Here is a 23497-nt window from a genome sequence, read left to right on the forward strand (position 1 = left end):
CTCCGAAGGACGGAGTGATCGACCATGGTCGGCAGCCGGGCGTACAGCCCGTACCACCGCTACTCCGACCGGAAGGGCAGCCTTCCGCGAGGCAGTGCCGGGCGGCGCCCCACGGCCGCGTCCAGACGGCCCCGTCTGCCCGCTCGCGCCCCAGCCGCCCATGCCCTCCTCGAACTGATCGCGCTCTCCCGCGCCCAGTTCGACGCTCCGGACGAAGGCGAGATCCTGCGCCTGGCCATGGATCACATAGTCGCCGCGGGGCCGTACAGCGCCGAGGCCGGATATCTCAAGGTGGGCGGCGACCTGGTGCCCAGCCCGTGGAACGGGCGAACGCATGCCGTGGCCGTGGGCCGGAGGGTGCGGGAGCTGGCCGGGCAGGACGGCAACGTGACCGTGGCCGGCAGGCCCTGGGGCCGGGCCCTGGGGCTACGCGGACCCGGGGTCCTCCACGGCTACCTCGTGGTCACGTCCCGCTCCCGGCCCACCAAGGCCGAGCGATCCCTGCTCACCATGCTCGTCCGGCACACCGCTGCCGCGCTGTCAGTCTCCTTGGCACACCGCCGCCGGCGCGAGGACGCGCTGGAGCTGCACCGGCTGAGGGAGGAACGCACGGCCCTCCAGCGGAAGCTGATCTCTGTGGTGGCTGAGCTGGGCTACGAGCGAGCCGTGCACGCTCTCATGGCCGACGTCGCTGCCTCGGGTGGCGGCGAGGAGGCCGTCACCCGCGCGCTGCACGGGCTCACAGGACTTCCCGCGCTGGTCGAGGACCGCTTCGGCCGGCTGAGGTCCTGGACCGGCCCCGGCCGCCCCGTCCCCTATCCCGAACCGGACCCCGTGCGCCAGGAGGACATGCTGCACGCCGTCGCCAGAGAGGCCGGGCCGGTGCGGGTAAGGGACCGGCTGCTCACCCTCGTCCGCCCGCACGGCGAGATCCTGGGCGTGCTGGCGCTGGTCGACACCCGGGACGAGGCCGACGAGCACACCGTCCTCGCGCTCGCACACGCCGCCACGTCGCTCGCCCTGGAGCTGACGCACCTGCGCAATCTGGCCGAAGTGGAGCTGAGGCTGCACCGCGAGCTGGCCGACGACCTGCTGGCGGGGACGGACGAGCCGAGCGCCTACGCCCGGTCCGAGGCAGTCGGACACGACCTGCACGGCAGCCACTACATCGTCGTGGTGCAGTGGTCGAACCGGACCGCGGACGATTCCTTCGCGCGGACCGTGGGTCGGGCGGCCGCTGCGGTGGGCATGCGCTCGCTGCTGACCCGCCGCTCCGACCACGTCGTCCTCATCGCTGGCGGCAGACCGCACGCTCGCGCGTTGTACGAAGCGCTCGCCCGAGAGAACGGGACACGGTCCGGGACGATCGGGGTGAGCGCCCCCTGCGACTCCGTGGACGACATCCCCCACCACTACCAGGAGGCGCGGCGCGCCCTGGACGCGCGCCGCCACTCCCGCGAGCGCTACGGCACGTCGTTCTTCGACGAGCTCGGTCTCTACCGCATCCTGGGCCCCGGCAGCGGTCACCGGGAACTGGAGAAGTTCGTCCAGGAGTGGCTCGGGCGGCTCATCGACTACGACTCCCGGCACCACGCGACCATGGTGGAGACCCTGTCCCGGTACTTCGACTGCGGCGGCAACTACGACGAGACCGCCGACTCCCTCGCGATCCACCGCAGCACGCTGCGCTATCGGCTCCAGCGCATCCGCGACATCAGCGGCCACGACCTCGCGAACGTCGAGGACCGGCTGAACCTCCAGGTGGCGACCCGAGTGTGGAAGATCGTGCTGGGCGGACCCGGCTGAGGCCTCACTGGAATTCTCGCGAGCGGTGCCAGTGGCAGTCGGGCGAGCTGCCCCGCTACAGCGTTGCTGTCTGGGAGGCCGGACCTGGGCACCCGGTGCGGGCGCGCGTGACGCGGATCTGCGGCGGACGGGAGGCCCGAGATGTCTGCGGAATCGGCCCGGGCCGCTCTCCACCCCACGGGCCGGTCAGCCTGGCGGTCGCCTCCGTACGGCTGCCGTCAGCCCTTCGGGCTCGTCGTCAGGCGCGTGCGAGCCGGGCTGCGAGGTAGGGCGCGGTGGCGCTGCGGCGGGCTCTCGCCACCTTGGCCGGCGGGCCCGCCGCGACCACCTGCCCGCCCGCGTCGCCGCCGCCCGGACCGAGGTCGATGACCCAGTCGGCGGTGGCGACCGTGTCCAGGTCGTGCTCGACGAGGACGACCGTGTTGCCGGCGTCGACGAGCCGGTGCAGCTGTCGCAGCAGCAGGGCGATGTCCGCGGGGTGCAGCCCCGCCGTCGGCTCGTCGAGCAGGTAGAGCGCGTGCCCGCGGCGGGCTCGCTGCAGTTCGGTCGCCAGTTTGATGCGTTGCGCCTCACCGCCGCTGAGTTCCGTCGCGGGCTGGCCCAGCCGCAGGTACCCCAGCCCCACCTCCCGCAACGTCTCCAGGCTGCGGGAGGCGGCCGGGACGGCGGACAGGAACTCGGCGGCCGCGTCGACGGACAGCGCCAGTACTTCCGCGATGTTCCTGCCGCGATAGGTGACTTCCAGCGTCTCGGCGTTGTACCGGGCGCCTTCGCAGGCCGGGCAGGGGGCGTAGGTGCCGGGCAGGAACAGCAGCTCCACCGCGACGAACCCTTCGCCCTGACAGGTCTCGCACCGTCCCTCGGGCACGTTGAAGGAGAACCGCCCGGCCGAGTAGCCGCGCGCCCTGGCCTCGTCCGTCGCCGCGTACAGCTTGCGCACCGCGTCGAACATCCCGGTGTACGTGGCCAGGTTGGACCGAGGGGTTCGGCCGATGGGCCGTTGGTCGACCCGGACCAGCCGGTCGAACGACTCGACCCCCGAAGCGTCCTGGACGTCGACCTCCAGCCGCGCCTCGTCGGGCTCCTCGGGCACGAGTCCGAGGTGGCCGCGGACGACCTCGGCGAGCACCTGCGTCACCAGCGTCGACTTCCCGGAACCGGAGACACCCGTCACCGCCGTCAGTACGCAGAGCGGTACGTCGACGGACACGTCCCGCAGATTGTGGCGGGAGACGCCGCGCAGGCGCAGCCAGCCGTGCGGGGTGCGCGGGCGGTGATCGGGCGGCTGGGCGCGCCCGAACAGGTACCGGCCCGTGGCCGACTCCCCGATCCGCTCGAGACCGGCGACCGGGCCGCTGTACAGCACGCGTCCGCCGCCCTCGCCCGCACCGGGGCCGATGTCGACCACCCAGTCCGCCCGCCGTACGACGTCCATGTCGTGCTCCACGACGAACAGGGAGTTGCCCGCCGCCTTGAGGCGGTCCAGCACGTCCATCAGCGGTTCCGCGTCGGCCGGGTGCAGGCCCGCGGAGGGCTCGTCGAGGACGTAGACGACGCCGAACAGACCCGAGCGCAGCTGGGTGGCGATCCGCAGGCGCTGCGCCTCGCCCGGCGACAGCGTCGTCGAGCGGCGCCCGAGGCTGAGGTATCCGAGTCCCAGGTCGAGCAGTACGTCGATCCGCGCGACCACATCGCCGCAGATCCGGACCGCGACCTCGGTCGTCTCCCCGGACCGGGCGGTCGGCGTGGTGGCGCCGGCCTCGGACCGCCCCGCCACGGGCCGCAGCAGCGCCACGACCTCGGTGAGCGGCATCGCGTTGACCTCGGCGATGGAGCGTCCGGCGAAGGTCACGGCGAGCGCCTCGGGCCGCAGTCCGCTGCCGTGGCACGCGGGGCAGGGCACGCTTCTGACGAACCGGAGCGCCCGTTCGCGCATCTTCTCGCTCTTGGAGTCGGCGAGGACGTGCATGACGTGCTTGCGGGCGCTCCAGAACTTGCCCTGGTAGCCGTAGTCGATCCGGTCCTCCTCCGGCTCGATGTACACGGAGGGCTGCTCGTCCGTGTACAGCAGCCAGTCCCGGTCCTTCTTCCTGAGCCTGCGCCACGGCCGGTCGATGTCGATCCCCAGGTTGCTCACGACGCTGCGCAGGTTGGCGCCCTGCCAGGCGCCGGGCCAGGCGGCGATCGCCCCCTCGCGGATGCTCAGCGAGGGATCCGGGACGAGCAGGTCCTCGGCGACGTCGTGCACGACACCCAGTCCGTGGCACTCCGGGCAGGCGCCGGCCGCGGTGTTGGGCGAGAACGACTCGGCTTCCAGGCGCCCGGCCCCGGGCGGATAGGTGCCGGCACGGGAGTACAGCATGCGCAGCAGATTGGACAGCGTGGTGAGGGTGCCGACCGTCGACCGCGAGCTGGGCGACCCGCGTCGCTGCTGCAGGGCCACGGCCGGCGGCAGTCCGGTGATCTCCTGCACGTGCGGTGCGCCGACCTGTTGCAACAGCCGTCGGGCGTACGGTGCCACGGACTCGAAGTAGCGCCGCTGGGCCTCCGCGTAGAGCGTGCCGAACGCGAGCGAGGACTTGCCCGAACCGGAGACGCCGGTGAAGGCGACCATCGCGTCCCGCGGAACGTCGACATCGATGTTGCGCAGGTTGTTCTCACCGGCGCCCCTTACACGCACGAAGGAGTCGGTCACGTCCTCGTTGTCCACCGTTCCTGATTACCTGATCGCGCCGGGAACCGCGCGACAGGCGCCGCCACCGGGCCTCGCCCCCAGGCAAGGCCCGATGGTGTCGACAGCGCCAGCGTGTCACGCGGTGTCGGCGTTACAAGGGGGAGATTCTGGGCACTGGTGAGCGCCGGGTCAGCCGACTGGAAGGGGCCGGTCATGCGGGAGTCGTCGCAGGACGTCACGGGCGTGGCTCTGCTGGCGGATCCGGACGCGCCGACGGAGATCGCGCGGCGCATGGCCCAGACGCTTCCTGATCGGCTCGCCGACAGGTCGGGCCAGGGGCGACGGTTCGACGTCGAGGTGGTCAGTGAGCCCTTCACGGCAGGGACCGAGGACCTGTCCACACTGACGCGCCGGATCATGGACCGCCGGCGTGAGGGGAACTGGGACATCGTCGTGGCCCTCACCGACCTTCCGCTGCACACACATGGGCACAAGCTCGTGGTGGACCTGAGTCACGAACACGGCCTGGCGCTGCTCTCTCTTCCCACGCTGGGGGGCTTCCGGTTGCAGCAGAGGGCCCAGCGGGCCGTGGAAGAAGCCGTGCTCAGCTTGGCGGGCCCCGAGGCCCCTGAGGCTGAGGAGCCTTCGGGAAGTCAGCCGCTGCGGGGGCCCTTCATCCGTCGTCTCGCGCCTGTCCATCGGGGCCAGGTCGGTGAGGAGGAGATCGCCGACCTGCGGTACGTCGTCAGTGGGCCGCGCGGTTATCTGAGGGTGCTCGGCGGTATGGTGCGCGCCAACCGGCCGTGGCGCCTGGTGCCGGGCTTGTCGAAAGCCCTGGCGGCCGCACTCGCCACGGGAGCGGTCGCCACCGTGAACTCCACCATCTGGAACCTGGCCACCTCCCTGAGCACGCCTCGCCTGGTGATCGCCACGGTCGGGTCCCTCGCTCTCATGATCGGCTGGCTGATCGTGGACGCGGACCTGTGGCATCGAACGGATGAGGTCTCACCGGAGGCGAGGAAGAGGGCGGTTCTCTACAACGCCTCAACGGTCGTGACCGTGGGTATCGGGGTGGTCGTCTGCTACGTGGGTCTGGTGGTCATCAACCTGGTGTGGGCGCTCTTCATCCTCAACGGCCGGGTGTTCGCTTCCACGACTCGAACCCCGCTGCACGCCGCGGAGTACTGGATCTTGTCCTGGTTCGTCGCTTCGGTCGCCACGGTGGGCGGTGCGCTGGGATCGGGTCTGGAGAGCGACGAGGCGATCCGGGCGGCCGCCTACTCCAAGCGCGAACAGGAGCGTCGCACCGCGCTGCGGGTCGACCACGGTGACTGACGGGGGACCTCAGCCGAGACGGGCCGTCGGCCGGTGGTCGTCCGGTTCCGGAGATTCCGCTGATCGGTCGGCGCGTAGGTGTTTCGGCTCGACGGCCGACGGGGACCCGCACGGCACGTCGCCGAAGCGCCCAAGCTCCCCCCAGCGGGCGGGCGGCGGAACCGCCGTTCCGACCTGATTCAGGTGGACGGCCCCCAGAGGCGTGCCGGAGCCACGGATCCGTCGCAGCACTTCCGAGAGTCAGGCTCTTCGTGCCCTCTCCGTCACCACCATGCCGCGACACCTAGGGAAGTCATCATGAAAGCAGCGGTATACGAAGGACCGCGAACGGTCACAGTGAAGGACGTACCGGACGCGAAGATCGAACACCCCTGCGACATCATCGTCAAGATCACCACCACCAACATCTGCGGTTCGGACCTGCACATGTACGAGGGCCGCACCTCGTTCGAGTCCGGCCGCACCCTGGGACACGAGAACCTGGGCCAGGTGGTGGAGGTCGGCTCGGCCGTCCGCAAGGTCCAGGTCGGCGAGTACGTGGTCCTGCCCTTCAACATCGCCTGCGGCTTCTGCAAGCAGTGTGAGCAGGGCCTGACCAACTACTGCCTGACCATGCAGCCGGAACCCGCCCTCGCGGGAGCCGCCTACGGGTTCGCCGACATGGGCCCCTACCAGGGCGGCCAGGCGGAGCTGCTGCGCGTGCCCTACGGTGACTTCAACGCGCTGCGTCTGGGCGAGGACGCCGCCGAGCGGCAGACCGACTACGTGATGCTCGCCGACATCTTCCCCACCGGCTATCACGCCACCGAGATGGCCCACGTCAAGCCGGGCGACCAGACGATCGTCTTCGGGGCCGGTCCCGTCGGGCTGATGGCCACCTATTCCGCCCTCCTCAAGGGCGCCGGCCGCGTCTGGACGGCCGACCACCAGCCCGACCGGCTGCGCAAGGCGGAGGAGATCGGGGCCATCCCCATCAACACCGCCGAGCAGAACCCGGCGGAGGTCGTCAAGGAGGCCACCCTCGGTCTGGGCGCCGACAACGGCTGCGAGTGCGTCGGCTACCAGGCGCACGACCCCCAGGGACACGAGGACGCCAGCCTCACGCTCAACGGCCTGATCGACTCGGTCAGGTTCACCGGCGACATCGGCGTGGTGGGCGTGTTCCTCCCCCAGGATCCCGGCGGCGCGGAGGCCCAGGGCGAGCTGGAGGCGCAGGGCAAGGTTCCGATCGACTTCGGCATGATGTGGTTCAAGGGCCAGCGCATGGGGACCGGGCAGGCGCCGGTGAAGAGGTACAACCGGGCCCTGCGGGACCTGATCGCCGGCGGGAAGGCGAAGCCGAGCTTCGTCGTCTCCCACGAGCTCAGCCTGGACGAGGCCCCCACCGCCTACGAGCACTTCGACGCCCGTGACGACGGCTGGACCAAGGTCGTCCTGCACCCGAACGGACACGGCAACGGCCACAAGCGGTAGGAGACCCGGGGCCGCCGTGCCCCCGGTTTCCCCGGGACCGGTCCGGGGGACGGGCGACGACCTGCCCGTCCCCCAGGCCGGGACGGATGGCGAACTGACCGTCCCCCGCCGCGGCGACTGGTGATCTGCCCGTCCCCCGCCGCGGCGGCTGGCGACCTGCCCGTCCCCTGGCCACGGCGACTGGTGATCTGCCCGGCCCCCGGCCGGGGCTGAGGGGTCGCCGCGCTCCGGCCGGACCTGAATGACCGACGACTGCCCGCGCTCCGGCCTGGAGGACGGACGGCGGACGTTCAGCAGTGTCCGCAGTGGCGGCACCCCCCTCCAGCGGCTGCGACCCGCCGACGGGTCGCGTGGGAGGCTTCCTTGCCCGACGGTTTCCGCACCTCGACCAGGCCGACGCGACGCGGCAGGGCGTTCCGGTCAGGCGGACTCCCGTGACGTGGCTGCGGGCCTTCGGGGAGGTCCTGCGATCCGGGCTCACGATCGAGGAGACGCGGCTGGAGCCCCTGCTCGCGCTGCGCGCGGCCGCCGGGGTGGCGATCGTCATCGGGCCGACGTTGTGGCTGGTCTCCCCTGCGTATGCGGCGTCCGCCGCCCTCGGCGCCTACTCGGCGGGTGGGGCCACCTTCCAGCGCAGCTGGCGTCCGCGCAAGGTGGTCGCGCTCGGCGCGGGCGCGGGTCTGGCGCTCAGTACCTTCGTGGGCTACCTGGCGGCTGGCCGACTCGTGACGTTCCTGCCGCTGCTGGCCGTCTGGGCGTTTGCCGCGGGAATGGCGTGGGCCGTCGGATCGACCGCCGGGATCGTCGCGGCGACGACCGTGGGCAGCATGCTGGTGACCATCACCCTGCCCACGAGCCTCGGGCGCGCCCTGGAACACGCCGGGGTCATCGCACTCGGAGGCGTGACGCAGGCCGTGCTGATCCTGTTGTTCCCGATCCGGCGTTGGGGAGCGCACCGGGACGCGCTCGCCGACGCCCTGGCCGCCGTGGCGGACTACGCCCGCCGGTTGCGGCACGACCCGACCGCCCCGTTCGACCCGGAGCCGTTGATGACGGCCCGGGACGCGGCTGCCGTGACGCCGTCACAGGCCCGTACCCGTCCCCCCGTCCTGCACGGCCCCCGGGGACTCGCCGAGCGCATTCGGCCGGTGGTCGCGGCGCTCGCCGACCCGGACGTAGGCGCCCCGGCGGAGGGACCCGGGCGGGACCGCGCGCGGGAGTTGCTCGACGCGGCCGCCGACGTGCTGGATGCGGCCGCCCGTTCGATCCGACGCGGGACTCCCGCCGAGGTGCGGCCCGAGAGCATGGACGCCCTGCGTGTCGACGAGGAGCACGAGGTGCTGGAGGGCCCCGCGCGGCAGGCCGCCGAGCGGCTCGTGGAACTGCTCGGCGAGGCGTTGGAGATCGCCGGGTGCGGCTGCGCGCCCGGGAGGACGCCCACGCCGCCCGGCCCCGCCGACGCCGAGTTCCTGGTGCGCCCGACCATGCTGCGGCTGGTCCCGGTCGTTGTCCGGGCGGTCCGCCGTGAGCTCCGCCGGGACTCGCCCGTGTTCCGGCACGCCGTCCGCCTGGCGGCGGTGGCCACCCTCGGCTACCTGATCGCCGCGCGGCTCCCACTGGGCCACGGCTACTGGGCGCCCCTCGCCTCGGTGATGGTGATGCGGCCGGACTTCCACCGGACGTACGCGCGTGCGGTGGCGCGTCTCGCCGGGACCCTGGCGGGGGTCGCGCTCGCCACCGGCGTGGTGCGGGCCCTGAGCCCGGACGCGCATGTGTCCGGCGCGCTGGCGGTGGTCTCGGCGGGCCTGTCGTACACGCTGAACCGTACCGGCTACGCCTACTCCCAGTGCTTCACCGCCGCGTACGTCGTCTTCCTGCTCGGCATGGGCGGCCAGACATGGGAGCAGACGGTCCCGGAGCGGCTGGTGCTCACCCTGCTCGGCGGGGCCCTGGCGATGCTGGCGTACATGGTGTTCCCCGCCTGGGAGACTCCCCGGCTGCCGGGCCGGCTCGCGGACTGGCTCGCGGCCAACGGCCGCTACGCGGCCGCCGTGCTGCGCGACTACGCCGAACCGACCCGGGAGCATCACGCCGACATGCGCAGGGCGCTGCTGGAGAGCAGGGAGGCACGTTCCGCCTGGCAGGAGGCGTACGACCGGGCAAGGCAGGAACCGGTCCGCCCCAGGGGTCTGACGTCGCGCGAGGCGCGGGAGGCGCAAGAGGCGATCAAGGGGTTCGGCCGGGCGGCGATGCTCATGGAGAGCCACGTCCCGCGGGCCGACGGCCGTTTCGTCCCCGAGGCGGAGCGGTTCGCCGAGGCCCTGGAGACGGACACCGCGAAGGCGGCGGTCGCCGTGCGCGAGCACAGGAATCCGGACTGGGGACGCGTGGCGGAGGCGCTCCACGCGTGGGAGGACACCGCCGCAGGCAACGGGGCCCCGGTCGTACGGCGCGAGGCGGAACTGCAGAAACGGGCCCTGGAAGACCTCGCGACCGCCGTGAGCCGGACGCCCCTGGAACGGGACGTCGGCTCCGCTCGCGAGGAGCAGCGGGTGCGGGCGACCCTGGCCGAGGAAGGCAAGGGATCAGGGCTCGCGCACCGGAAAGGCTGACGCCCGCCGACAGAGAGCGCCGCGCCTCCAAGCCTTCCGGTCAGGGCGCCGTGGGTGCAGGCCAGTGCAGGTCAAGGGCTGCTGGTCGTCGGCCTGGCCTTTCTCGTCCTCATCCTCGTCTTCCGCTCCCTCCTGGTGCCGCTCAAGGCGGCGCTCGGTTTCCTGCTCTCCGTCCTCGCCGCCTTCGGCGCGATGGTCGCGGTCTTCCAGTGGGGCTGGTTGAAGGGCCTGTTCGGGCTGGAGACGACCGGTCCGATCCAGAGCCTCGTCCCGATCCTCGCCGTGGGCATCGTCTTCGGCCTCGCGATGGACTACCAGGTCTTCCTCGTCACCCGGATCCGCGAGGCGTACGTCCACGGGGCCGAGCCGCGCGAGGCGATCACCGAGGGCTTCCGGTACAGCGGGAAGGTGGTCACGGCCGCCGCCCTCATCATGACGGCGGTCTTCAGCGGCTTCATCGCCGGCGACGAGGCGTTGATCAAGTCGCTGGGTCTTGGCCTGGCCGCGGCGGTCGTCTTCGACGCGTTCGTGGTCCGCATGACGATCGTCCCCGCGGTCCTGGCCCTGCTCGGCCACCGCGCGTGGTCCCTGCCCGCCTGGCTCGACCGCCGGCTGCCCCACGTCGACATCGAGGGCGAGAAACTCGGCCGCACCTCCCCCGCGGCCCGCGAACCCGATGTGACGGAAACCGGGGTCACCAGCATCCGCTGACCAGCCGGACCGATGCGCCCGCACCCGTGTGCGGGCGCATCGCCGTGCGGGCGCCAGGAACACCCGAGGAACCGCCTCTCACCCCACCGGTGACGGCTCGCCGCGCGGGGTGAGCCGGTTCCCGCGCAGGGCGGTCCGGTCCTGCCGCCACAGGGACAGCAGGCGGTCGGCCAGGCGGTCCTCCAGGTAGCCGGTCGCGCGGATGCCGAACACCATGTCGGCCTCCAGCCGTGGCTCGTCCGCCAGCAGGCCGGCGACGACCTCGTGCCGTACGACCTGTTCGTGCACCGCGTCCGCCTCGACGTGTTCGGTGTAGAAGCGGACGGCCGCCGGACCCGCCCCCAGCCGGCGCAGCGCCTCGGCCAGGCGGCGGGAGGCCGGCGAGGAGGTGATCTCGACGGTGGCGAAGTGGCCGACGAGCGCCCCGCGCAGGGCCCGGTGCAGGCCGAACAGGGACATCAGGTTGACGGTGGCCAGCGCCTCGGCCGGCGCGGCGTCCAGGTAGTGCCCGTACGTCGGGTCCAGGCCCAGGTCCGCCATGAGGTCGGCGAACAGCCGGGCGTGGATCTCGTCGGCACGGCCGGCGCCGAACTCGTCGAACTCGACGGCGACCATGGCGGCCTTGGCCCGGCCGCGCAGCCGTGGGATCACCCAGGCGTGCGGGTCGGCCTCCTTGAGGTGGTACAGCGAGCGCAGCGCCGCGTACTCGCGGAAGTGGTCCAGGGTGCCGTGGTCGCGCAGGAAGTGGGAGAGGCTGCCCTCGACCTCGCCGACCGGTTCCAGCTGGAGCCCGTCCAGCGCCTCCATGACGGTGTCGGACGCCTCGACGGGCACGTCCGCGCGCAGCGACTCCAGGAAGCGGTTCTCCAACTCGGCCCGCAGGGCCAGGAGTCCGGGGTCCCACTCGAGGTCGTCGGGTACCCCGTCGAAGCCGAGGTAGTGGAGTTCGTAGAGGAGGTACAGGGCGAGCTGGAGGTCGTCGTCGTAGCCGCCGGCGTCGGCGGGCAGCCGTGGCCGGCCGGTGTCCGCCCCGCGGAGCGCGGCGACGAGCGCGGCGGAGAGCGGGCCGCGGGGCTGGGGCAGCGGAGCGTCGGTCATGTGGTTCCGTCCGGTTTCGTACGGCGGCGGTGGCTGGTGTCGCACCAGGGCGGGGTCCGGGTACGGCGGCAGGTGCAGACGGCGACCTGGAAGCGCCGCGACATGTGCACGGTGCCGTCCTCGTCCACGATCTCGACCGGCCCCTCCACCAGGAGCGGGCCGTCGCGCTGCACGCGGACACGGCGGGGGCGTTCAGGCGTGTTCGGCACGGATCACCACCAGTTCCTCACTCGTGCGGTCGGCGACCAGCCCGCGTTCGCGCAGCCAGCCGAGCCGGGAGAGCAGGACCCGGCCGAAGGGCAGCCGGGTACGGTCCACGATCTCCGCACGCAACCCGGCCTCCCGCAGCCGGGCCAGCGTCTCCTCGACGCCGCTCAGGTGCGAGTGCACCATCAGCAGCCGCCCCGCCGGGCGCAGCACGGTGGGCGCCGCCGCGCAGATACGGTCGATCAGCAGCCGGCCGTCCGCGCCCGCGTCCCACGCCCGGGCGGAGCCCCGGGGCGGGCCGTCGCCGGGGGCGGGCACGTAGGGCGGGTTGGTGACCACCAGGTCGAAGCGGCGGCCCGGGACAGCGGACCCCAGGTCGCCGTGGCGCAGGCGGACCACCTGTCCGTTCAGCCGGGCGTTGCACCAGGCCGTGGCGAGCGCCCGCCAGGAGATGTCCACGGCTGTCACCCGGCCGCCGAGCCGGGCCGCCTCCACCGCGAGCGCGCCGCTGCCGGTACCGAGGTCCAGGATCTCGGTGCGGCGGGTGATCCGCTCCCGGCGCAGGGCCCGGCCGAGCAGGGCGGTGTCGGTCTGTGGGCGGTAGACCCCGGGCGGGGCCCAGCAGCGGAGCCGGGAGGGAGAGGTGAGTGACTCGACCGTCATCGTCGGCTCCCCGGTCAGCCGGTCACCGGCGACGGCCCGGCGAGGGCGGTCGCGACCCGGTGCAGGTTGTCGGCCATCGTGCGGCCCGTGCTGTGGGCCCAGTCGCGGCCGCGTTCGTCGTCCAGGTAGTCGGGGCCCGGGCCGGGTCCGAGGTGCCAGTACGTCCACGCCTGGCCCGGGATCGTGTACCCGATGTCCGCGAGTGCCCCGGAGATCTCGCTGATGACGTGGTGGGCGCCGTCCTCGTTACCGGTGACCACCACGCCGGCCACCCGGTCGTAGGCGACCGGACGGTCGTCCTGGTCCGTCTCGGACATCATGGCGTCCATCCGCTCCAGCACCCGCTGCGCCACCGAGGACGGGCGTCCCAACCAAGTCGGGGAGGCGATGACCAGGATCTCGGAGTCCAGCAGCCGCTCGTGGACGTCCGGCCACGCGTCGCCGTCGCCCGCGTCCGTGACGACCCCTGGCGCGATGGGCAGGTCGACGGCGCGCACGGACTCCGTCCGCACGCCGAGCTTGGCCAGGCGGGCGGCGACCTCCGAGGCCAGGGCCTCGGTGTTGGACGGCTCGGGGGACTTCTTGAGCGTGCAGTTGATGACAAGGGCTTTCACGGGGCTGCTCCACGGGGTGGGGGGACCGGCGCGCCGGCCGGGTCACTCGGGTACCCCTGGGCAGCGGCCGTAACGGAAGACGCGGCTGGAATTCGTCCACCCTCGGTCAGGAGCGGCTGCCGTACCCGTGAGTCGACCGCCGCTGTCCGGGTACGCGGGTCGGGACCACGGACGCCTCCGGAGCGCAGGGCGGTGCACAGCCTTCGCCCGCGGGTGTCCCACCCCCGTCCGCAGGCGTCGTGCCCGGTGAAACGGCCAGGAGCGCAGCGACCCCAGGGGCCCCGCCCCGGCGCTGTGCCGCGCAGCGGTACGGACTCTCGACACGGCGAAGGACTGGTACTCATGGGCGAGAGCAACCCCCTGAAGCGCGCGGCCGAGAAGGTCTCCGACGCACTGCGTGGCGATCACACGGGCCCCGTCGGCGACGTGCCCGGGAAGCCGGGGCCCGAGTCGCCGCCGGTCGCGGAACCGACCGAGCCCCGTGGGCCGCTGCCGCCCAAGCCGGACCAGAGCGGTCCTGACACGTACTCGCCGACCGGGCAGCCGACCGGCGCCGGCCAGGACACGGTGGCGCAGGGCGGCAGCCACCTCACGGACGCACAGGGCCACCGGCGCCCCGACACCGACCACTCGCTCAAGGCGGGCCCGCGCGGCCCGGTCCTGTTGCAGGACCACCACCTGCGCGAGAAGATCATGCACTTCGACCACGAGCGCATCCCCGAGCGGGTGGTGCACGCACGGGGTGCCGGTGCGCACGGCGTCTTCCAGAGCTACGGGACGGCGGCGTCGGTGACCAGGGCCGCGTTCCTCGCGAAGGAAGTCGAGACCCCGGTCTTCGTCCGGTTCTCGACCGTGCTGGGGTCCCGGGGATCGTCCGACACGGTCCGGGACACCCGCGGTTTCGCCACCAAGTTCTACACCGAAGAGGGCGTCTTCGACCTGGTCGGCAACAACATCCCGGTCTTCTTCATCCAGGACGCCATCAAGTTCCCCGACGTCGTCCACGCCGCCAAACCGCATCCGGACCGTGAGATCCCGCAGGCGCAGAGCGCCCACGACACGTTCTGGGACTTCGTCACCCTGCACACCGAGGCCACCCACCACACCCTGTGGAACATGTCCGACCGGGGCATCCCGCGGTCGTACCGCACCATGGAGGGCTTCGGTGTGCACACCTTCCGCCTGGTCGACGCCGAGGGTGGCACCACCCTCGTGAAGTTCCACTGGAAGCCGAAGCTCGGGGTGCACTCCCTGGTGTGGGAGGAGGCGCAGATCGTCAACGGCGTCGATCCCGACTTCCACCGCCGGGACCTCGCCGACGCCATCGAGGCGGGCGCCTACCCCCAGTGGGAGTTCGGCATCCAGACCTTCCCCGACACCGAGGACCAGACCTTCGAGGGCATCGACCTGCTCGACCCGACCAACCTCGTCCCCGAGGAACTGGCGCCGGTGCAGCCGATCGGCCTGCTGACCCTCAACCGCAACCCGTCGAACTTCTTCGCCGAGACCGAGCAGGTCGCCTTCCACGTCGGCCATCTGGTGCCCGGTATCGACGTCACCGACGACCCGCTGCTCGCCGGCCGGCTTTTCTCCTACCTGGACACCCAGATCACCCGCCTCGGCGGCCCCAACTTCGCGCAGCTGCCGATCAACCGGACGCACGCGCCCGTCAACGACATGCTGCGCGACGGCATGCACCAGACGGCCGTGCACCGGGGCGTCGCCCCCTACCGGCCCAACTCCCTGGACGGCGGCTGCCCGTTCGCCCCGGGAGCGGACCTCGGCGCGTACGTCGAGGCCCCCGTGGCCGTGCCCGCCTCGACGAAGGTCAGGGAGGCACCGGAGTCGTTCGCGGACCACTTCAGCCAGCCGCGCCGGTTCTGGCTGAGCATGAGCCCGGTGGAACGCGAGCACATCATCGGGGCCTACACCTTCGAACTCGGCAAATGCTACGAACCGGCCATCAGGGAACGCGCGCTCCAGGTGCTCGCCAACATCGACCCGGAACTGTGCGCCCAGGTCGCCTCGGGTCTGGGACTGCCCGCGCCCGAGGCCACCGTGCCCCTCGCCGACGTCGCGCCCAGCCCCGCGCTCTCCCAGGTCGGGCACACCTGGCCCGCCGACGGGCGGATCATCGGCATAGTCACGGGTCCGGACGGCGACCTCGACGGCGTACGCGCCGTACGCGAGGCCGTCGACGAGGCCGGCATGGTGCCGCTGGTGGTGGCCCCGGCCGGCGGGGTCCTCGGTGACGGTGACGGCGAGCTGCCGGTGCACCGCACCTACGCCACCGCCCGGTCCGTGGAGTTCGACGCCGTCCTGCTCGCCGGGGCGCCGGGACTGGGCGGGGACGCGTACGGCGCGCGGGACGCCAAGGCCGGCTCCGGCAACGGCTACGGGTCCGGGCCCGACCCGCGGGTGGCCCTGCTGCTGAACGAGGCCTTCCGGCACGGCAAGGCGATCGGCGGCTGGAAGGGCGCCGAGGCCGCCCTGGAAGCGGCCGGCGTCCCCGCCGACGCGCCCGGCGTGGTCGTGGGCGACAGCGGTACCGGGACGCTGGCCGAGATCATCAGTCTGCTGGGCGCGCACCGCGTCTGGGAACGGTTTCCCGCGCAGGTGTGACGACCGGCCACGGCGGGGGCCGCGTGGCGGCCCCCACCGTACGGGTACTCGTCCGGCGCCGCAGCGCGCCGGACGGCGGACGAAAGTGAGGGCGAGAACCATGGCGACACCGACAGCGGGCACCCGCCCGGGGACCCGGCAGGTCCGCACCGGCCTGCTCGGGATCTACCTCAACGACCATCTCGCGGGTGCCACGACCGGCACCCGACGGGCCCGGTTCATGGCCGGGTCGCACCACGACCCTCCCTACGCACGGCCCCTGCGGGACCTCGCGGACGAGATCGCCGAGGACCGCGAGAGCCTGCTGCGCATCATGCGGAGCCTCGGCGTGCCGCGGCGCGGCTACAAGGTCGCGGCAGCCGCCACCGCCGAGCGGCTGGGGCGTCTCAAGAGCAACGGGCGCCTCTTCCGCCCGTCGCCGCTGACCCTCGTGATCGAACTCGAGTTCCTCCGGCTGGGGGTCACGGGCAAGCAGCTCGGCTGGCGCACGCTGCGCACCCTGGCCGAGGCGGACGACCGCCTCGACGGGCAGGAACTCGACCGGCTGGAGGCACGGGCCCAACGGCAACTGAGCACACTGGAGGAGCTGCGCGTCACGGCGGTCCGGGACGTGCTGCGCGGCGGCTGACGTTGCCGGTCCGGCGGCGGCTGACGTTGCCGGTCCGCTCGCTGGGTACCCGGCAGGTGGCCGCCGCCCTGGTGAATCACGTGTGGTGTCCGTGTTCGGCGTCGTGGAGGTGATGGCCGTGTCCGGTGGGTCCTCCGCGGGTGAGTCCTCCGCGGGTGCGGGCGGGTTGTCGGGGGCGCGGGAGCGGTTGCGGGTGGTGGAGGCGTTGTCGGCGGCGGCTCGGGGGGTGGAGCCGTTGGGGGTGCCGGAGGCGTTGTGCCGGGCGTGTGTGGGGTTGCTGGCGGTGTCGGGGGCGTCGGTGTCGATCTCGGGGGGTGCGACGGTGCGGGCGACGTGGTGTGCCAGTGATGAGGTGGCGGCGCGGTTGGCGGAGGTGCAGTACACGTTGGGGGACGGTCCGTGTCAGGCGGCGCTGGAGGGGGCGGCGCCGGTGCTGGCGGCGGATCTGGCGGTGGGTGCGGACGGGCGGCGGTGGCCTATGTTCGCGCGGCAGGCGGTGGAGTTGGGGGTGCGGGCGGTGTTCTCGTTGCCGTTGGGGGTGGGGGGTTCGGCGATCGGGACGCTGGATCTGTACCGGGACCGGCCGGGGGGGTTGTCGCGGCGGGAGCTGGGGGTGGCGTTGTGGGCGCGGGACGCGGTGACGTTCGCGGTGATGAATCTGCATGCGCGTGCCGGTGGCGGGGGGCCGGGGGGCGGGGAGGGGGTAGCGTCGTGGGTGGAGGCCTCGGAGGCCGAGCACAGTGAGGTCTACCAGGCGATCGGGATCGTGATGGTGCAGCTCGACGCGGGTCCGGAGGAGGCGTTGGACCGGATGCGGGCGCGGGCTTTCGTCGAGGGGCGGACGGTCACCGAGGTGGCGCGTGAGGTGGTCGCCCGCACGGTGCGTTTCGCCATGGAGACAGACGAGGCGGACGGCGCGGGCGGCGCCGGCGGTGCTGGCGATGCGGATGGCGCGGACGGAGTGGACGGTGAACCGTCATGAACCGTGAGCAGCAGCTGACCGAGGCGCTGGTCTCGCTGGCCGATTCCTTTGCCGATGATGTGGATCCGGTGGTGCTTTTGGACCGGCTGGCGGCGAACTGTGCGGAGCTGACGGGTGCGGAGGCGGTGGGGGTGATGATGGCGCCGTTGCGGGGCGGGCTGCGGACGATGGCGGTCACGGACGACCGGGCGGCGCTGCTGGAGTTCTTCCAGTTGCAGGCGGACGAGGGTCCGTGTGTGGACTGCTATCGGCAGGGTGAGCGGGTGGACGCGCTGGATCTGGCGGGTGCGGGGGGCGGGCGGTGGGCGGTGGTGGGGCCGCTGGCGCGGGCGGCGGGGTTCGGGTCGGCGCACGCGCTGCCGCTGCGGGTGCACCAGCAGACGATCGGTGCGGTGAATCTGCTGGTCGCGCAGGCGGGTGGGCTGCCGGAGCCGGAGCTGAGTCTGGCGCAGGCCCTCGCGGACGTCACCGCGGTCGCGCTGGTCAGCTGGAGTCCGTATCCGGTGCGGGCGGACGACATCAGCAGCCGGGTGCAGGCCGCGATCGCCGCGAAGGCGACCGTCGAGATCGCCGGCGGGATGATCGCCGAGTACGGCGGTCTGAGCGTGACCCAGGCCCAGCACGTCCTGCGCGCCTACGCCGTGCGCTCTCGCGAACGCCTCACCCACGTCGCCCACGCCCTGGTCCAGCGGACCCTGCCCCCCGACACCGTCCTCACCACCTCCTCGTGAGGAGTGCCTGCCCTGTCCGCTCGGCGTTCAGTCGCGGTGCGCGGCACTGGCGTGCAGGTGATTGAGGGCGGGGAGGACGACGGTGTGGCGATGCCACAGCAGCCAGCGGCCGACCTGCGCGCCGAGGTGGTCCAGTGCCGTCAGCTGGGCGGTGCTGAAGTCGCCCACGGGGCCGTCGTGATGCGTGGAGATCACGCCCATCACCCCGCCCCGCTGTCCGACCAGCGGCACACTGTGGCAGGCCCGGCTCCCGGTCCGCAGGACGGCCTGCCGGGACGCCTCGTCGAACGTGTCGGAGGAGGCGACATCCTTGACGGTGATCTGCCGGCGGTCCTCGGCGGCCCGCGCGCAGGGCGACCCCGCGTCCCCGACGAAGGCGAAGTAGTCGGTGAACTGCCGTGCCAGCCCGGCATGTTGCGCCATCCGCAGCATCCCGTTCTCCACCAGCTGCACATGGCCCATATGGGTGTGAGCGACATGCATGGTGCGGCGCAGGGCGGCTTTGAGGACGGCTCCGTGGCCGCTGGGCCGCGCCTGGCCCGTGTGCAGGGCGGGCAGCGGGGGCGGTGCGCCGCGCGGGCGGTTGGGCACCCAGTCGGCGGCCCCGGCCGCCGGGGCCGGCAGCCGGACGGCGACGTCGGCGAGGGTGTGGAGTTTGACGTTGAACCTCTGCGAGGTACGGCGCAGCAGGTCGAAGGCCTCGCCCTGCGAGCCGACCCGGTAGCGCGTCATCAGAAGTTCCTCGGCACGGGCCACACCGGCCCTGGCCAGCCGCCGGTTGCGCTCGTCGACGGCATCCGGCGAGGCGGCGCTGGGGACGCGGTCGGCCGTCCCCGCCCTGTCGGACGGGTGCGGGTACTCGGTCACTGACGGGCCTCCTGAACTGTCAGCACCCGCGTGGCGTCCCGCAGTCGGGCTCGCGCACGCGCGGCGGCACACTGCGGTGCCTGCTGGCCGAAGCACCCTCTCCTTCCACTGTACGCACGTACCCCGGCCCAACCGCCAGACGGCCCAAGGGGATTGAGCCTGCGGCGCGCCGGGCGGGCGGCCTCCGCGGGTCGGCCGCTCCCGGTCACTTCTTCTTCAGCGCCGACGGCTTGTGCACCGCGGACCGGCCGGACTTGTCACTGCGCACCTGGTACTGCGGATCGTCCGGCGACGCGTCCACCGTGCGGCCCGCCGCCCGGGTCCGTTCGGTGATCTCCTTCTCCACCTTGCCCTCGGCCTGGCCTCCGTGGCTCTTCCAGGCCACCTTGTCGCCCTTCTTCAGGCGCTTGCCCTCGCCCTGGCTCCTCGCCATGTCGGCACTCCTTCGCGGACGGCAGCCCCCTTCTCCTCCAGGGTGCGGGCTCCGCGTCCCCGGCGCAGCCGCTGCGCGCGCAGTCGTGGTTCACCGCTCGCGGGCAGTCGTGGTTTACCGCTCGCGGGCAGGGGCAGGCGGAGTCTCGTGCTTCGGACCGGAGGCACCTGCCCAGCGGGAGAGACCCCAGCTGACGGCACCCTCCGGGGCCCGTCCAGCTCTCCGCTGCGGCACCCCTGACACCCCCTTCAGGACATGTCCGGACCCCGCGTCCGGACTTCTGGAAAGACCGTTCAGGAGCGATACCGCATGCTCACCGACCTGCCGAACAGCCGTCCCGGCACGCCCGCCACCGACCGCACCGCCCCGGGCACGGCCCGCCGCACCCACGACGACGCCCCTGACACCGCGGCCCTGTTCGCCCGTCTCGCCGCCCTGGAGGACGGGCCCGAGCGGGACGCCCTGCGCGACGAACTGGTCGCCGCCTGGCTGCCCATGGCCCACCGCATCGCCGGCCGCTTCCGCGACCGCGGCGAAACCGTCGAGGACCTGCGCCAGGTCGCCGCCCTCGGCCTGGTCAAGGCCGTCGACCGCTACGACCCCTCCCGCGGCGCCTTCGAGAGCTACGCCGTGCCCACCATCACCGGCGAGGTCAAGCGCCACTTCCGGGACCGCATGTGGGCCCTGCGGGTTCCCCGCCGCGTCCAGGAACTGCGCAACCGCGTCCGGGTGGCCCGCCGCGTCCTGACCGAGAACCCCGGCGCCCCCGAACCCAGCGTCGCCGACCTGGCCGCCCACACCGGCCTGACCGAGGACGAGGTCAGCGCGGGACTGGAGGCGCTGGAGAGCTTCAGCACCCTGTCCCTGGACGCCGAGCTCTCCGCCGGCGAGGACGGCTACAGCCTCGCCGACACCCTCGGCGAGAGCGACGGCTCCTACGACGTGGTCCTCGACCGGGAAGCCGCCAAGGAAGGCCTGCGCCGGCTGCCCGAACGCGAACGCGCCATCCTCTACATGCGCTTCTTCGAGGACATGACGCAAAGCCGCATCGCCGACCAGCTCGGCATCTCCCAGATGCACGTCTCCCGCCTCATCAGCCGCAGCTGCGCCCGCGTCCGCGCCGAAGCACTCGGCCGATGACCCGTCGCCCGTCCTCCACCCGCGGCACAGCCGTTCCCGCCCACCGGATCCGAGGAGCCCGTCCCATGCTGATGCCCCACCCCGCGACCCTGCGGAGACTCGTCAAGGAGTACGAGACGCTCCTCGCGACCGAGGCGCTCGCCGACGACGTGTCCGTCGACACCCGGCTGCAGGACCTGACCTACACCCTCTGTGTGTCCACCGGAACCCGGGAGATCTCGCAGGCGCTGCGGGTGGCACACGACTACCTCGACAGCGCCGTCGACAGCGCCGACGGCGCGGGTGCCACCCCCGGTACGGGCCGGCGGACCATCCTCAGCCCGGGTCAGGCCGCCCGTCCGACGAGCCGCGCGGCCCTGCCGCAGGGCGGCTGACGAGCGGCGACCGGCAGGTCAGCCGAGATAGTCCGCGCGGCCCTCGTCGTCGAGTTCGAAGGGGCCCTCCGGGATGACACAGAACTCGTTGCCCTCGGGGTCGGCCATCACCAGGAACCCGCCGTCGGCGTACTGCTCCAGCCGACGGCCGCCCAGCGCCTCGACCCGCCGCTGTTCGGCGGCGGGATCGGGCGTGCTGACGTCGAAGTGCATCCGGTTCTTGCCCGCCGTGGGCCGCGCGGACCGCTGGAAACCCATCCCCAGGTCGTTCTCCCGCCGCAGCCACACGTACGGGCCGGTACGGCCCACGATCGGCCTGCCGAGCAGTTCGGACCAGAACGCGGCAAGCCGCTCCGGGTCCTCGGCGTCGACGATCAGGGCGTTGATCCGCAAAGAGGAATGCACCATGCACCGATCCTCTCAGGCCGCGCAAGGCATGGTCCGGGCTGTCCTCGGTACTTCGCAGAGAGGATCCACCGGCCACCGGAGGAGGTTCGGAAATGAGTGAAGAGAACAGGGCGGACGACGCCTACCAGCCCGTCGGCGGCAACGAGGAGCAGGAGGACGCGGCTCCGCTGGATCTCCAGGACGCGGTCGACGAACGCACCTACGACGACATCCTCGACGAGGGCTGGTCACCGCCCGAGAAGCCCCTGGGCGTGACCCGGGCGGGGACGACGGCGGCGGAGCAGCGCGAGGGCGAGTCCCTCGACGAGCGGTTGCGCCAGGAGGTCCCCGACGTGGCGCCGCCCGAGGGCGACGGCATCGGGGATCTGCCCGGGGGCGACGGCGAGCCGCGCGACCCGGAGACCGGGGACCGCCGCGCCGGACGGCTGGTGGCGCCGGACGAGGGAGCGCACCCGGACACCACCGGGGAGGCGGTCGCCGAGGACAAGGGCGTGGACGGCGGCGCCGCGGGCGCGGAGGAGGCCGCGGTGCACGTCGTACCGGACGAGGCGCTGCCGCCGGCCGGCCCCGGGGAGCGCGGGCCCGGGTGATCCCGGTGCGCGCCCCGTCCCCGGCCGGCTCTCAGGGGCGCGTCCCAGCCGGCTCTCAGGGGCGCGCCACCACCCGCAGGACCCGCACCGACGGGTCCGACGCGTCCGGGATCAGGACGCCGTGGTCCGCTCCCGTGCGCAGGTAGTCGATGACCTTCTCGGTGATCACCTCGCCGGGGGCGACCGCGGGCACTCCCGGCGGGTAGGGGCTGATCGTCTCGGCGGCGACCCGTCCCGCGGCCCGTTCCGCCGGGACATGGTCGACCGGTGCGAAGAACGCCTCGCGCGGCAGCATGGCCTGCTCCAGTTCGAGCGCCCCGGGAGGGGGCAGGTGCACCGGCGGCCGCCGTTCGAAGGAGCCGGCCGCGTCCACGAGCGCGCGCAGGGCGTCGAGCAAGACCCGCTCGGTCTCGTCGTCGTCGGCGTGGGTGACGGAGGCGCTGATACGGCAGGTGTCGGAACCCCCGACGTCGACATGCCGCTCGGCCCGCAGCCACTCGGCGGCCTGCATACCGCTGATGTCCAGGTCCCGTACGTCGATGACGAGTTTCAGCGGGTCGAAGGACGCGGCGAGGCCTTCCTCGACGACCTCCTGCCCCATCGGCCGCAGCCCGGGGAGGCCGGCGACCGTCTCCCGGATCCGGCCGGCGCGCCGCAGCGCGGCCTCCAGCAGGGCGTGCCCCTGTTCGGCCATCTGCCGGCGCCAGCCGTCGAGGGAGGCGTACACCAGCGAGGAGGCGCTGGTCGTGCCGAGCAGGTCCTCGCGCTGCTTGAGGACCTCGGGCGCCACCCGGTCGTACTGGAGGTGGAAGACCGAACTCTGCTCGACGGCACTGCCCATCTTGTGGACGCTGGTGACGACCAGATCGGCCTCGGCGTCCATGCCCCAGGGCGGCAGGTCGGGGTGGAACGGCAGATGGGCGCCCCACGCCTCGTCGACGATCAGCGGGACACCGGCCTCGTGGCACACCTGGGCCACCCCGCGGATGTCGGCGCACGTCCCCCACTCGGTGGGGGTGATCAGCAGCATCCCCTTGGCGTCCGGATGCGCGCGCAGCCGGTCGCGTACGTCGCCGGGCTCGGGCGGGTGGGCGAGGTGCCGTTCGGTGTCGAAGCGGGGGTGGACCCAGACCGGCTCGACGCCGTTGACGATGACTCCGGCGATCACGGACTTGTGGGCGTTGCGGGAGAGCAGCAGCTTCTCGCCGGGGCCGGCGACGGCGAGCATGGCCGTCTTCACCGACAGGGAGCTGCCGCAGGTGGAGAAGAACGCCTGCTCGGCGCCGACCGCGTCCGCCATCAGTTCCTGGGCCTGGCCGAGCACGTCCTGGGACTGGCGCCGGTCGTCCAGCCCGTTGAGGGTCAGCACGTCGGACCGGAACACGTCGATGCCGAGGATCTCGGCCACCCGCGGGTCCACTCCGCGGCCCTGTCTGTGGCCGGGTGGCCCGAAGACGACGTCACCGCGGCGCCGGAACTCCGCCAGCGCCTCCAGTACGGGGGCTCGGGAGTGGTCCATCCGTCCTCCT

20 protein-coding genes and 1 pseudogene are annotated in these 23497 nt (G+C 72.8%); 12 read left to right on the forward strand and 9 right to left on the reverse strand.

From position 1 onward, the window contains the following. Positions 1-24 precede the first annotated feature (24 nt). The gene (locus tag MB828_RS34835; protein WP_301651668.1) at positions 25-1806 is read left to right on the forward strand and encodes a helix-turn-helix domain-containing protein; all 1782 of its coding nucleotides are present in this window, start codon (positions 25-27) and stop codon (positions 1804-1806) included. A gap of 238 nt (positions 1807-2044) precedes the next feature. On the opposite strand, the gene uvrA is transcribed toward MB828_RS34835, so the two are convergent. Continuing rightward, positions 2045-4516, reverse strand: a complete 2472-nt coding sequence (gene uvrA, locus MB828_RS34840; protein ID WP_301651669.1) for an excinuclease ABC subunit UvrA — start codon at positions 4514-4516, stop codon at positions 2045-2047. Positions 4517-4693: 177 nt separating this feature from the next. Between uvrA and MB828_RS34845 the strand changes: the two genes are divergently transcribed. The 4 genes and pseudogenes from MB828_RS34845 to MB828_RS34860 form a co-directional block, all read left to right on the forward strand. Next, a complete protein-coding gene (locus MB828_RS34845; RefSeq protein ID WP_301651670.1) occupies positions 4694-5815 on the forward strand; it encodes a hypothetical protein in 1122 nt (373 codons plus the stop codon). 297 nt (positions 5816-6112) lie between these two features. Continuing rightward, complete coding sequence (locus MB828_RS34850; protein ID WP_301651671.1) at positions 6113-7288, forward strand: glutathione-independent formaldehyde dehydrogenase; 1176 nt, start codon at positions 6113-6115, stop codon at positions 7286-7288. Positions 7289-7722: 434 nt separating this feature from the next. Next, complete coding sequence (locus MB828_RS34855; RefSeq protein WP_301651672.1) at positions 7723-9900, forward strand: FUSC family protein; 2178 nt, start codon at positions 7723-7725, stop codon at positions 9898-9900. A gap of 81 nt (positions 9901-9981) precedes the next feature. Beyond that, positions 9982-10611 (forward strand): annotated as a pseudogene (locus tag MB828_RS34860) (MMPL family transporter); the annotation flags it as partial. Positions 10612-10689: 78 nt separating this feature from the next. On the opposite strand, the gene MB828_RS34865 reads toward MB828_RS34860, so the two are convergent. Genes MB828_RS34865 through MB828_RS34880 form a run of 4 tightly spaced genes read right to left on the reverse strand, consistent with a single transcriptional unit; the run spans position 10690 to position 13193 of the window. Then, on the reverse strand, positions 10690-11709 hold the full coding sequence (locus MB828_RS34865; protein WP_301651673.1) for an iron-containing redox enzyme family protein: 1020 nt from the start codon (positions 11707-11709) through the stop codon (positions 10690-10692). After that, positions 11706-11918 (reverse strand): CDGSH iron-sulfur domain-containing protein, encoded by a 213-nt coding sequence (locus MB828_RS34870; RefSeq protein ID WP_133022528.1) that lies wholly within the window; start codon positions 11916-11918, stop codon positions 11706-11708. Before MB828_RS34870 ends, MB828_RS34865 begins: the two co-directional genes overlap by 4 nt. After that, positions 11902-12579, reverse strand: a complete 678-nt coding sequence (locus tag MB828_RS34875; RefSeq protein WP_301651674.1) for a HemK2/MTQ2 family protein methyltransferase — start codon at positions 12577-12579, stop codon at positions 11902-11904. The genes MB828_RS34870 and MB828_RS34875 overlap by 17 nt, the downstream gene beginning before the upstream one ends. Before the next feature lie 14 nt (positions 12580-12593). After that, positions 12594-13193 carry a flavodoxin family protein gene (locus MB828_RS34880; protein WP_301651675.1) on the reverse strand — a complete coding sequence of 200 codons (600 nt, stop codon included), beginning with the start codon at positions 13191-13193 and terminating at the stop codon, positions 12594-12596. Positions 13194-13535: 342 nt separating this feature from the next. On the opposite strand from MB828_RS34880, the gene MB828_RS34885 reads away from it, so the two are divergent. From MB828_RS34885 to MB828_RS34900, 4 genes are all read left to right on the forward strand, one after another. Beyond that, positions 13536-15815, forward strand: a complete 2280-nt coding sequence (locus tag MB828_RS34885) for a catalase (RefSeq protein ID WP_301651676.1) — start codon at positions 13536-13538, stop codon at positions 15813-15815. Between the two features lie 100 nt (positions 15816-15915). After that, positions 15916-16443, forward strand: a complete 528-nt coding sequence (locus MB828_RS34890; protein WP_301651677.1) for a hypothetical protein — start codon at positions 15916-15918, stop codon at positions 16441-16443. Between the two features lie 82 nt (positions 16444-16525). Continuing rightward, positions 16526-17425: a GAF and ANTAR domain-containing protein gene (locus tag MB828_RS34895; RefSeq protein WP_301651678.1), complete on the forward strand. Its 900-nt coding sequence runs from the start codon at positions 16526-16528 to the stop codon at positions 17423-17425. Then, entirely contained in the window at positions 17422-18156 is a 735-nt protein-coding gene (locus tag MB828_RS34900; protein WP_301651679.1) for a GAF and ANTAR domain-containing protein, read from the forward strand. Before MB828_RS34895 ends, MB828_RS34900 begins: the two co-directional genes overlap by 4 nt. 27 nt (positions 18157-18183) lie before the next feature. On the opposite strand, the gene MB828_RS34905 is transcribed toward MB828_RS34900, so the two are convergent. Beyond that, positions 18184-19023, reverse strand: a complete 840-nt coding sequence (locus MB828_RS34905) for a GAF and ANTAR domain-containing protein (protein WP_301651680.1) — start codon at positions 19021-19023, stop codon at positions 18184-18186. A gap of 205 nt (positions 19024-19228) precedes the next feature. Further along, positions 19229-19456: a DUF2945 domain-containing protein gene (locus MB828_RS34910; protein ID WP_301651681.1), complete on the reverse strand. Its 228-nt coding sequence runs from the start codon at positions 19454-19456 to the stop codon at positions 19229-19231. Positions 19457-19765: 309 nt separating this feature from the next. Between MB828_RS34910 and MB828_RS34915 the strand changes: the two genes are divergently transcribed. Then, the gene (locus MB828_RS34915; protein ID WP_301651682.1) at positions 19766-20596 is read left to right on the forward strand and encodes a SigB/SigF/SigG family RNA polymerase sigma factor; all 831 of its coding nucleotides are present in this window, start codon (positions 19766-19768) and stop codon (positions 20594-20596) included. A gap of 65 nt (positions 20597-20661) precedes the next feature. Then, positions 20662-20970, forward strand: coding sequence for a DUF5133 domain-containing protein (locus MB828_RS34920; RefSeq protein WP_301651683.1), 309 nt, complete (start codon positions 20662-20664; stop codon positions 20968-20970). Positions 20971-20988: 18 nt separating this feature from the next. Here MB828_RS34920 and MB828_RS34925 read toward each other — a convergent pair whose 3' ends face one another. Then, positions 20989-21378 carry a VOC family protein gene (locus MB828_RS34925; protein ID WP_133022519.1) on the reverse strand — a complete coding sequence of 130 codons (390 nt, stop codon included), beginning with the start codon at positions 21376-21378 and terminating at the stop codon, positions 20989-20991. Between the two features lie 92 nt (positions 21379-21470). Between MB828_RS34925 and MB828_RS34930 the strand changes: the two genes are divergently transcribed. Then, positions 21471-21968 carry a DUF5709 domain-containing protein gene (locus MB828_RS34930; protein ID WP_301651684.1) on the forward strand — a complete coding sequence of 166 codons (498 nt, stop codon included), beginning with the start codon at positions 21471-21473 and terminating at the stop codon, positions 21966-21968. 55 nt (positions 21969-22023) lie between these two features. Here MB828_RS34930 and MB828_RS34935 read toward each other — a convergent pair whose 3' ends face one another. Then, entirely contained in the window at positions 22024-23487 is a 1464-nt protein-coding gene (locus MB828_RS34935; protein ID WP_301651685.1) for an aminotransferase class I/II-fold pyridoxal phosphate-dependent enzyme, read from the reverse strand. Between the last annotated feature and the right edge of the window lie 10 nt (positions 23488-23497).

The sequence above is a fragment of the Streptomyces arenae genome (assembly GCF_022343545.1).
GTDB lineage: Bacteria > Actinomycetota > Actinomycetes > Streptomycetales > Streptomycetaceae > Streptomyces > Streptomyces humi.